Genomic DNA, 10,997 nt, shown 5'->3' with positions numbered 1-10,997 from the left:
CGTTCCTAAAACTATTACGCCTATTCCAATTAACAAAATAAAAGCATAAGCCATTGTTTTGAATTGTTTTTTATATTTAGCAGGATAATCTATGCATTTTTTACCAAGAGTGCGCGCACAAAAATCGCTTGTTCGGCAAGAATGAGCAAAGATTTAACGCAGTGCTTGGTGATCTTTCTGCACCGATCTTGTCTATGGAATTATGATCAAAAAAGAAAAGTGTATAAAACACGCTATTCGATTAATAATCGACTCAAAAGACCAATAATTACACGTTTTAGTTAAAATCTAAGCATCAGGACATTCTTCAGAGATATTCGTCAGGATAGTTTAGAAGCACTACTCCCCTACTGGCGAGCTGAGGATTTTTGCAATAAATTTCAACAAATCGGATATAAAAGCAGCGAATAAGACAGTTTTTTAATTTTATGTCATTTTATTGGTTGACACCTTGCTAAGGGGTCATTAATATTTCGCCCCGTTGAGAGACACACGCTTCCCCCTTAGCTCAGTTGGTTAGAGCGACGGACTGTTAATCCGCAGGTCCCCCGTTCGAGTCGGGGAGGGGGAGCCAAGTTTCTTAATCAAAACGATTCCCCCTTAGCTCAGTTGGTTAGAGCGACGGACTGTTAATCCGCAGGTCCCCCGTTCGAGTCGGGGAGGGGGAGCCAAATCGTTTATGCAATTGTTCCCCCTTAGCTCAGTTGGTTAGAGCGACGGACTGTTAATCCGCAGGTCCCCCGTTCGAGTCGGGGAGGGGGAGCCAAATTGCAACTTCCTTCTTTATATATTGTTCCCCCTTAGCTCAGTTGGTTAGAGCGACGGACTGTTAATCCGCAGGTCCCCCGTTCGAGTCGGGGAGGGGGAGCCAATATGACATTTTGATAGACAATCAAACACTTTTGAACTAACCTACAACTGCTTAAATACAAATAAAATTGCTTGATTTAAAGCGACTTTTCCCCGTTGATAGATTAAAAAATAATGGCTGAATAATGGCTAGTTTCAAAAAACTCATACTATTACAATTTTTTTCTTGGTTGGTATTCTCCCTACTCGGCGTGTTGTTTTTCGCATCCAGTTTTGATGCGGCTGTGAGCAAAGCTCAGCAAAGCGCGCAATCTATTGTCACACAATATATCCAAGACAAAACCATGGCTGAAGTGACGCCACAACATATTCAAACCGCCCTTGCAGATGGTAAGGTCTTTTCAACTTTTATCGTGCGTGACTTTAATGGCGAGACCATTTTAAATATCAGCCAACCGACTAACTTACCATTTTTTAGTAGCATTATTGAATCGAACATAAATGCGGTACGTCCGCAGTTTGCCGTCAATAAAAGCAAAGATATAAAAATTGAGTTTGTAATAAATGCACAAAGCCAAGGTCAATTATTACAGCAAGCCATGTTACTGACCTTTGCAGTTACTGCCCTACTCGCTTTTATTCCTATTTTTTACATGCGGACAATATACCAACGCCTGATCCGCAATGTAAGCACCACAGTTGCTGATGCCGTAGATGTGTACATCACGCGCAATCAGAACTCTGCCAATATTGACAATGAGTTTGATACCGAAGAAATGCAATCGCTGGGCGCTGATCTCACCCCCTCTTTCAAACGTCTTGCACACTTTTTAAAGAGTAAAGAGCACGATATCAAAAGCGCCGCACAAAGTATCAAACAAGAAGCCTATAAAGACGTTATCACTGGGCTTGGCAACCGTAATATGTTTGTTGAATACTACGAGCATCATATTGAAGCGGCCGCCAAAAAAACCTTTGGTAGTTTAGCTATGATCCGTTGTAGTGAGCTACAGATCATCAACCAAACTCGTGGCTATCAAAAAGGCGATGAGTATATAAAGTCTGTATCTGAAATCATTAAACACGTTAGTGGTACCTATACCGGCAGCCAAACCTTTCGTTTAAATAGCTCTGACTTTGCCGTTATCTTGCCAAACGTCCCTTCTAAAGAAGCCGAACATTTTGGTGAAACCTTACAAGCACGTTTTACCCAGTTCCAGCAAAACCAAGAGTTAAGCTCAGTTGCCAACACGGGTATTGTTCCTTACGAAACTGGTAAGCCGTTGGGTGAGTTGTTGTCGGTTGTTGATAATGCAATGAGCATGGCACAGAGTAAGCAAGCAAATGCTTGGCATATTCAACGCGAATCAGATTTAGTTAATAATGTTGGCGCGGGCTTTGGTAACCAAAACTGGCGTAAAGTGATCAGTGAAGTCATTGCGTCTAAACGCGTCGCTTTGATGATGCAAAACATCATGCCGGTTGGCAAAAACACCAAGGCATATGCAGAAATTCAGGCACGTTTTAAAACCGAAGAAGGGCAAATGTTGCCTACCGCGTCATTTTTGGCAATGGCTGAAAAGCTTGAGATGGCTATCGATATTGACCGTTTGATCATTGATACTTCACTTGAATTGATTAAAACGCGCAACTTCACCGAAAAATACTTTGGCATCAACGTTACAGCTTCAAGTGCCCATAGCGACCAGTTTGTTATCTGGTTAGAGCGTCGATTACTTAAAGATGCCAATATCGCTTCTAAGTTAGTGTTTGAAGTAAGTGAATTTGGTTTACAGCAAAATATCAAAGCAAGTAAACGCTTTATTGATATGGTACACCGTGTTGGCGCCCGTATTACTGTAGAGCGCTTTGGTGTTGGGCTTACTTCATTTAAGTTTTTCAGAGACTTAAAGCCAGACTTTATCAAAATGGACGCAAGTTACACTCGCGGTTTAGAAGAAGACAAAAACAACCAATACTTTATGCGCTTAATGGTCGACCTTGCGCACCGCATTGGTGTTAATGTATTTGCTGAAGGCGTTGAAACACAAGAAGAAAAGCATATTGTTGAAACACTCTGCCTAGATGGCGTTCAAGGCTACTACATAGAAAAGCCAAAAGAGATTTAACCGTGTTTAATACCGATAAAGAAGGCCATCTTGAATGGCCTTCTTTGTTTTTGTGCTGTGGTGTCAACATAATATGGCACTATGCATAGTTAAGTAATTTATAATCGTCGATTTTTATTATGATCTTCGTGAACAAAATTGTTAAAATCACCGCCATCTAAATCACACCTCAGTTTTTTCGCTAAAGGGGCTGTAATGACTGAATATATTGTGTTGCTTATCGGTACTGTGCTGGTAAACAACTTTGTGCTAGTGCAATTTTTGGGACTGTGCCCCTTTATGGGCGTGTCTGGCAAGTTAGACACGGCTGTTGGCATGTCGCTGGCAACGACGTTTGTACTGACTTTAGCCTCTGTAACTAGCTATTTGGTCAACCAATACATATTGCTGCCGCTTGAACTCACCTTTTTAAGAACCATGAGTTTTATTTTGGTGATTGCGGTGGTGGTGCAGTTTACTGAAATGGTAGTTCGTAAAACCAGTCCAACCCTTTATCGGCTGCTCGGGATCTTCTTACCGCTTATCACAACCAACTGTGCCGTATTGGGTGTTGCATTACTCAACATTAAAAAAGACCACACATTTATTGGCTCAGCGGTTTATGGCTTTGGCGCAGCCGTTGGCTTTTCTTTGGTGCTGGTACTTTTTGCCGCGATGCGCGAGCGACTGGCTGCAGCCGATGTGCCCACCCCTTTTAAAGGCGCATCAATAGCCATGATCACAGCTGGCTTGATGTCATTGGCCTTTATGGGCTTTTCAGGATTAGTGAAATTATAATCATGACTTTGTTTTATGCCTTAATTGCGCTTGGCTCTTTGGCGCTTATATTCGGCCTTATTTTAGGCTATGCCGCGGTAAAATACCGTGTACAAAGCAATCCGATTGTTGATCAAGTGGATGCGATCTTGCCGCAAACCCAATGTGGGCAATGTGGCTATCCTGGCTGTCGCCCCTACGCAGAAGCCATTGCTAACGGTGATGAAATTAACAAGTGCCCTCCAGGTGGTGAAGCGACCGTTAAAAAGCTTGCCGATCTGATGGGCGTTGAGGCAAAACCTCTGGCTGGCGGAGAAGAAGCAGAGCCAGTTAAAACAGTTGCATACATTCGTGAAGACGAATGTATAGGCTGTACTAAATGTATTCAGGCTTGCCCCGTTGATGCCATTGTCGGCGCAACCAGACAAATGCATACCGTAATAGATGATGAATGTACAGGTTGCGACTTGTGTGTTGAGCCCTGCCCAGTTGACTGTATAGACATGTTACCTGTTGAGCAAACCAAGCAAACTTGGAAATGGCAACTCGACGCCATCGCCGTGAAGCAAATAGATTAAGAGGTTTAAGTGGACTCGTTAGTTGAACAAATTGAACGTGGCACCCTGTGGCAGTTTCCGGGCGGTGTGCACCCACCTCAGCAAAAGTCGTTATCAAACCAGCATCCGATTGCGCGACTTCCTCTGCCCGACAAAATTGTGCTGCCGCTTAAACAGCATATTGGTGCCAATGGCCAGCTACTGGTAAATAAAGGCGATAAAGTTCTAAAAGGTCAGGCGCTGACAAAGCCAAGTGCCAACTGGTCATTGCCTGTACACGCCCCAACCTCGGGGGAAATACTCGATGTCACTCCTGCGCCTTCAGCTCATCCATCGGCATTGCCAGAGTTAAGTATCATCATCATACCCGATGGTGAAGATAAATGGTGTGAACTGCATCCAATTGCTGACTTAGCAAGTCTAACTCATGGGCAGCTTATTGATGTTTTGCACAATGCGGGGATAGCAGGTATGGGTGGCGCTGGTTTTCCAACCTATATCAAAGCCGATAGCCATCAACCCATTGAGTACCTAATTGTCAATGGTGTGGAGTGTGAGCCCTACATCACCGCCGATGATTTATTAATGCAAGAGCACGCCAAAGAGATAGTGCAAGGCATTGAAGTAATGCAACAACTGCTAAAACCTAAGCGCGTTTTAGTAGGTATTGAAGATAATAAACCGCAAGCGGTCGCTGCTATGAAGCAAGCTTGTGAGCATAACGACACAATTTTAGTGCGCGCTATCCCGACTAAATACCCATCCGGTGGTGAAAAGCAACTTATTCGCGTACTGACCTCAAAAGAAGTCCCCAGCGGTGGCATTCCTGCCGATATTGGTGTGTTAGTACAAAACGTGGGAACCTTATTTGCGGTTAGCGAAGCAGTTTACAAGGGTAAACCTCTGATTGAGCGGGTTGTAACCGTAACAGGTAACACCATTCACAAAGCACAAAATGTATGGGCGCTGATTGGCACCGAAATCAAGCATTTACTTGATTGTCAGGGCTTTACGCCAGTAGCTGAACAGCGTGTTGTGATGGGCGGGCCGATGATGGGCTTTACCCTGCCAACTGTACGCATTCCTGTGGTAAAAACCACCAACTGTATTTTAGCGCCTGACAACCAAGAGCTGGCGCAGCCCGGTGACGAAAAAGCCTGCATTCGTTGTAGTGCCTGTGCTGATGCCTGCCCACAAACTTTGTTGCCGCAACAGCTGCAATGGTTTGCCAAAGCAAAAGACTTTGACAAGCTCGAAGAATATAACTTGTTCGATTGTATTGAATGCGGTGCTTGCTCTTACGTGTGTCCAAGCGAAATCCCGTTAGTGCAATATTATCGTGTTGCAAAAGCCGAGATCCGCGAACAAAAACTAGACCAAATTAAAGCTGAGCGCGCCAAAGAACGTTTTGAAGCTCGTAAAGAGCGCTTAGAGCGAGAGCAACAAGAACGACAAAACCGACATAAACGCTCGGCAGTAACAGCTGCAAAACCAGATGCTGAAAAAGCCAAAGTGGCAGATGCGTTAGAAAGAGTAAAACAAAAGCAAGGCGACAAGTCTGCGGTGCAAGCTGCAATTGAACGCGCTAAAGCGAAAAAAGCGGCAGATGGTTCACTTGAACCAGACAATAGCGAAGTAGCGCTAGAACGCGCGAAACGTAAAGAGCAAGCACGCCTGTATAAAGAGCAAAAACAAAATACTCAAGATAGCGAGCAAACGGCTGATGATAAAAAAGATGCCGTGGCCGCAGCAATTGCCCGCGCTAAAGCCAAAAAAGCCGCACAGCAAGCTGAACAAACAGCGCCAGATGAGCAAGCAAACTTAGAGGATGCCAAGCCAGATCCTCGTAAAGCAGCCGTAGCTGCCGCGATTGCCCGTGCTAAAGCTAAAAAAGCGGCGCAGCAAAGTGACGAGCCTGAGGCAAGTGTTGAGCCTTCGCAAGCTCAAACAGATGAACACAGCGCTCCGCGTAAAGCGGCCGTAGCCGCTGCGATTGCCCGTGCTAAAGCCAAAAAGGCCGCTAAGCAGGCTGAGGAAGCACCATCAGATACAAACGCAGAAGCTGAGCAAGCACCCTCTGATGCCAATGCAGAAGCTGAGCAAACGCCCACAGATGAACACAGCGATCCGCGTAAAGCGGCCGTAGCCGCTGCAATTGCCCGTGCTAAAGCCAAAAAGGCCGCTAAGCAGACTGAGGAAGCACCATCAGATACAAACGCAGAAGCTGAGCAAGCACCCTCTGATGCCAATGCAGAAGCTGAGCAAACGCCCACAGATGAACACAGCGATCCACGTAAAGCGGCCGTAGCCGCTGCAATTGCCCGTGCTAAAGCCAAAAAGGCCGCCAAGCAGGCCGAAGAAAATGCACAAGATGCAGACTCTGCCCCTGCACCAACCGAGCAACAAAAAGCAACTGATAATAACGACACCAGCGACAATGCCCCGCTAACGCCCGAGCAAAAACGCCAAGCAGCCATAAAAGCAGCCGTTGCAAAAGCGAAAGCCAAAAAGCAAGCTAAAGAACAAGAAGGAAATGACCCGTCATGAAACTAACCATGGCCTCATCGCCCCATAATCACAGCCATAAAAATGTCAGCAAATTGATGCTGAGTGTTATTGCGGCTTGTATTCCGGGAATTATTGCTCAATGCTACTTCTTTGGTTTTGGCGTTATCGTGCAACTTTTTATTGCGCTTATTAGCGCAAGTGTCAGTGAAGCATGCATGTTAAAACTGCGTAACCGCCCTATTTGGCCAAGCTTAAGCGATGGTAGCGCTTGGCTAACAGCTGTTTTGCTTGCCGTGAGTATTCCACCATTAGCACCCTGGTGGGTCGTAGTGATTGGTACCATCTTTGCCATTGCTATGGTCAAGCAGCTTTATGGTGGCCTTGGCTTTAACGTGTTCAACCCTGCCATGGCAGCCTATGTATTGCTGTTGATCTCGTTCCCTGTGCAAATGACCAGCTGGAATGCGCCAACTGAGTTACTGTCGCAGCCAATCAGCGTCGCCGACACACTATCGCTGATTTTCTTTGCTGAGAATGGCGCTGGGCAAAGTCTGATTAGCGCGATGACAAGTATTGATGGCACCACAATGGCCACGCCGCTAGACACAGTAAAAACCGCGGTATCACAAAATCTCACCGTAACCGAAGCCATGTCAGGCCCACAGTTTGGTGAGTATGCAGGTATTGGTTGGATGTGGGTTAACCTTGCCTTTTTAGCGGGCGGATTATTCCTGTTAAAAACCAAGGTGATCAATTGGCATATCCCGGTTGCCATGCTATCCGCCCTTGCCTTTTGCGCCGCCATCGGTTTTATCATCGCCCCCGGCACCCACGGCGGGAGCATTTTTCACCTACTCAGCGGTGCAACCATGTTGGGGGCATTTTTTATTGCCACCGATCCTGTATCGGCGTCGACCACTAATCGAGGTAGGCTAATTTATGGGGCTTGTATTGGCGTGCTCGTGTATGTGATTAGAAATTATGGTGGCTACCCAGATGCCATTGCATTCGCTGTGTTGATCATGAATATGGCGGTGCCTTTAATTGACCACTACACCCAACCTAGAACCTACGGACATGGAGCAGCAAAATGATAGTGCAATCTATGTATCGCAATGGTGCGATTTTAATGGCATTTGCTTTAGCAACCACAGGCTCCGTGGCACTGGTTCAATCAATGACAGCCGAGCGTATTGCCGTACAAGAAAAACAGCACTTAATGCAATTGCTTGGTCAAGTACTCGATGCTGATGAACATGATAATTTACTGTATTTAGACTGTACCACCAGCAACGCACCAGAGCTTGGCCCCGGTGGCCCACACATTATTTACCGCGCCAGCAAAGCGGGTGAACCCTCGGCATTGCTGGTACGCCACATAACGCCAAAAGGCTACAGTGGTAATATTGATATATTAACTGCGGTTAAAGCAGATGGCAGCATTGCCGGTGTGCGAGTAACACGCCACGAAGAAACCCCCGGTCTAGGCGACAAAGTAGAATTAGCCAAGTCTGATTGGATCACCACATTTAATGGCATGACAATTTCCGATAGCAACGCCAAGCAATTTGCAGTGAAAAAAGATGGCGGCCAAATTGACCAATTTACAGGGGCAACAATCACGCCAAGAGCGGTTGTTAATTCAGTAAAACAAGCGGTTATGTATACTCAGCAAAACTTTAATACCTTGTTTGCAGGTGAAAACGTCTGTAATGGAGCGTCGCAATGAGTCAATTTAAAACCTTATTCAAAGATGGCATGTGGGCAAATAACCCTGCGCTTGTACAGCTCTTAGGACTCTGTCCGCTGCTTGCAGTAACCAGCACCATTACCAACGCACTTGGTTTGGGCCTTGCTACCCTGCTGGTGTTAGTAGGCTCTAACGTCACCGTTTCACTGGTGCGTAATTGGGTGCCTAAAGATATTCGTATTCCGGTATTTGTGATGATCATCGCCGCGTTTGTAACCATCATACAGCTGCTGATGAACGCCTACACATTTGGTTTATATCAATCGCTCGGTATTTTTATCCCTCTGATAGTGACCAACTGTGCCATTATTGGCCGTGCTGAAGCGTTTGCCTCAAAAAATAATGCACTGCTAAGTGCTTGGGATGGGGTAATGATGGGCCTTGGCTTTGCCATCGTGCTCGTTGTATTAGGCACCATGCGCGAACTGATAGGCCAAGGCACTCTATTTGATGGCGCCGACTTGTTATTAGGCCCATGGGCTGCCAGCTTACGTGTTGAAATATTTGAATTTGATAGCCAGTTTTTGGTCGCAATATTGCCACCGGGTGCGTTCTTAGGCATGGGGCTATTGATCGCCGCTAAAAACGTGATTGATGCGCAAATAAAGGCCAAAGCCGCGCCGAGCGAACAACCACAAAAAGCACCTCGCGCCCGTGTTACCAGCTTAACCTAGAATAAAAAGAAGCAGTTATGAACAAACAAAAACGTATTGAAATACTCACCCGCCTGCGCGATGACAATCCGCATCCAGAAACCGAGCTTGAGTACTCATCGCCGTTTGAGTTGTTAGTAGCCGTCACCTTGTCTGCACAGGCAACCGATGTGGGCGTAAATAAAGCCACTCGCAAATTGTTCCCGGTTGCCAACACCCCTCAAGGTATTTTAGATCTCGGGCTCGAAGGCCTACGCGACTACATCAAAACCATTGGTTTATTTAATTCTAAAGCCAATAACGTGTATAAGATGTGCCAGATCTTAGTTGAAAAACACAACAGCGAAGTACCCGAAAACCGCGAAGCCCTTGAAGCCCTGCCGGGTGTGGGCCGAAAAACCGCCAACGTGGTGCTTAACACCGCATTCGGCTGGCCCACCATCGCAGTAGATACCCATATCTTCCGCGTTTCTAACCGCACCAAATTCGCCCCCGGTAAAGATGTTGTTGAGGTGGAGAAAAAGCTCGAAAAAGTAGTACCCAAAGAGTTTAAAGTTGACGTACATCACTGGCTTATTTTACATGGGCGTTATGTGTGTACCGCACGTAAACCCAAGTGTGGCTCGTGTTTGATTGAAGACTTGTGCGAGTTTAAAGAGAAAACAGAATAGCGAAATGTTAGCGGGTTTGGAGTTAGGTGAGAAGCAAACTATTAGCGCTGACACTAAATCAGTGAGGTTAACGTTTTAGCACTTTAGTGCCATTTTCGGATGGCGAATTCCTTTATTACGCACTCACTAATGGTCATATGTAACATATCAGATTGTTGGATGGCGCCTTCGGCTTATCCAACCTACCTATCGACGTAGGTCGGGATAAGGCGCGCAGCGCCGCCATCCGACAAAAATGATGAATTTACTTAGAAACAACCCGACTTACCGCGTTGTTCCAGTGACCTAAATTCAAATATTTCACCTAAAACTGTAACGCTAAAATAAGCCGCGCGCTTTTTGCGGCGGCTGCATTTTCTTGTTAGCCATTATTTCGAGCAGGGATTCCAAATCTGGTTCTTGCTCTGGCCTTTTATCAATATAAGAATGGTATGACTGCTGGTCAGGCCCCCAATCAAAATAAATTCCAGTATTTGGTTCTATAAGTTTTTCAGCTTGCGCTTCAGAAATATTTAGCTTTACCGATGAAAGCTGTTTTAGAGACGCATTACCGACCATTTTTGCAAAAACCACCAAACTATAGGAGCCAGCCAAAAACTGAAAGTTGGCACCATCCTCAGGCAATAAAAAGTGATGATCGTAAGTGACGCCCTCTTGAGGTATAAAAAGGCCACTTCCCCGTTTCAGATTTCCTTTATCACCATATACCCATATGTTGAAATTCTGCTTTGATTCATTGCGATGCAAAGCAATGTGAAGGCTCTCGATAACTTGCCCCTTTATTGCCGTGCTATATAACAGAGTGCGCAAGTAAACTTTGTTTTTCTGGCTGTCAAATCGGGAACCATCAGGGCCAAAGAAAACGAATGTAGGCTGTGTCATAACCAGCTTGCCTTTGCGAAACAATGTCAGCCACGCTGTGGCCGCAGAGACGAGTAGCGCCAAGCAAGATAAAACAAGGCTTATTACATACAATTCTTGAGGCAAACTCGATTCTCCTTCTGATGGCTAACAGCTTATGCTGTCCCACTTTGGCAGTTTATAAGTGACCTTACGGCAAGATAGCGCAAATAAGTAAAAACCATCCGGCATACTTGATTGCAACCTAAACAACTAAGGTGTGATCAATGAATACCACAACATCATTAGAGCAAATTAAAGCA

Annotated in this window: 9 protein-coding genes and 4 tRNA genes; 12 read left to right on the top strand and 1 reads right to left on the bottom strand. The window is 45.6% G+C overall.

Features of this window, described 5'->3' with window-relative positions:
- Positions 1 to 497 precede the first annotated feature (497 nt).
- The 12 genes from HC733_RS16725 (at position 498) to nth (ending at position 9,834) form a co-directional block, all read left to right on the top strand.
- Positions 498 to 574: transfer RNA gene (locus HC733_RS16725), tRNA-Asn, on the top strand.
- 20 nt (positions 575 to 594) lie between these two features.
- Positions 595 to 671 (top strand) — tRNA-Asn (locus HC733_RS16720).
- 18 nt (positions 672 to 689) lie between these two features.
- Positions 690 to 766, top strand: a tRNA-Asn gene (locus HC733_RS16715).
- 28 nt (positions 767 to 794) lie between these two features.
- A tRNA-Asn gene (locus tag HC733_RS16710) sits at positions 795 to 871 on the top strand.
- Positions 872 to 995: 124 nt separating this feature from the next.
- Positions 996 to 2,939, top strand: a complete 1,944-nt coding sequence (locus HC733_RS16705; protein ID WP_190366151.1) for an EAL domain-containing protein — start codon at positions 996 to 998, stop codon at positions 2,937 to 2,939.
- Positions 2,940 to 3,134: 195 nt separating this feature from the next.
- Complete coding sequence (gene rsxA / locus HC733_RS16700; RefSeq protein WP_190366150.1) at positions 3,135 to 3,716, top strand: electron transport complex subunit RsxA; 582 nt, start codon at positions 3,135 to 3,137, stop codon at positions 3,714 to 3,716.
- Between the two features lie 2 nt (positions 3,717 to 3,718).
- Positions 3,719 to 4,273, top strand: a complete 555-nt coding sequence (gene rsxB, locus HC733_RS16695; RefSeq protein WP_190366149.1) for an electron transport complex subunit RsxB — start codon at positions 3,719 to 3,721, stop codon at positions 4,271 to 4,273.
- A 9-nt stretch (positions 4,274 to 4,282) separates the two neighbouring features.
- Entirely contained in the window at positions 4,283 to 6,799 is a 2,517-nt protein-coding gene (gene rsxC / locus HC733_RS16690) for an electron transport complex subunit RsxC (RefSeq protein WP_190366148.1), read from the top strand.
- Entirely contained in the window at positions 6,796 to 7,854 is a 1,059-nt protein-coding gene (gene rsxD, locus HC733_RS16685) for an electron transport complex subunit RsxD (RefSeq protein WP_190366147.1), read from the top strand. Before rsxC ends, rsxD begins: the two co-directional genes overlap by 4 nt.
- Positions 7,851 to 8,489 (top strand): electron transport complex subunit RsxG, encoded by a 639-nt coding sequence (gene rsxG, locus HC733_RS16680; protein ID WP_190366146.1) that lies wholly within the window; start codon positions 7,851 to 7,853, stop codon positions 8,487 to 8,489. The genes rsxD and rsxG overlap by 4 nt, the downstream gene beginning before the upstream one ends.
- On the top strand, positions 8,486 to 9,184 hold the full coding sequence (locus HC733_RS16675) for an electron transport complex subunit E (RefSeq protein WP_190366145.1): 699 nt from the start codon (positions 8,486 to 8,488) through the stop codon (positions 9,182 to 9,184). Before rsxG ends, HC733_RS16675 begins: the two co-directional genes overlap by 4 nt.
- Positions 9,185 to 9,201: 17 nt before the next feature.
- On the top strand, positions 9,202 to 9,834 hold the full coding sequence (gene nth / locus HC733_RS16670) for an endonuclease III (protein ID WP_190366144.1): 633 nt from the start codon (positions 9,202 to 9,204) through the stop codon (positions 9,832 to 9,834).
- Positions 9,835 to 10,152: 318 nt separating this feature from the next.
- On the opposite strand, the gene HC733_RS16665 is transcribed toward nth, so the two are convergent.
- Positions 10,153 to 10,821: a hypothetical protein gene (locus HC733_RS16665; protein WP_203219216.1), complete on the bottom strand. Its 669-nt coding sequence runs from the start codon at positions 10,819 to 10,821 to the stop codon at positions 10,153 to 10,155.
- Positions 10,822 to 10,997 lie beyond the last annotated feature (176 nt).

Source organism: Pseudoalteromonas sp. S16_S37 (assembly GCF_014694405.1).
Classification (GTDB): Bacteria; Pseudomonadota; Gammaproteobacteria; order Enterobacterales; family Alteromonadaceae; genus Pseudoalteromonas.
This window is presented reverse-complemented; position numbering and strand designations above follow the sequence as displayed.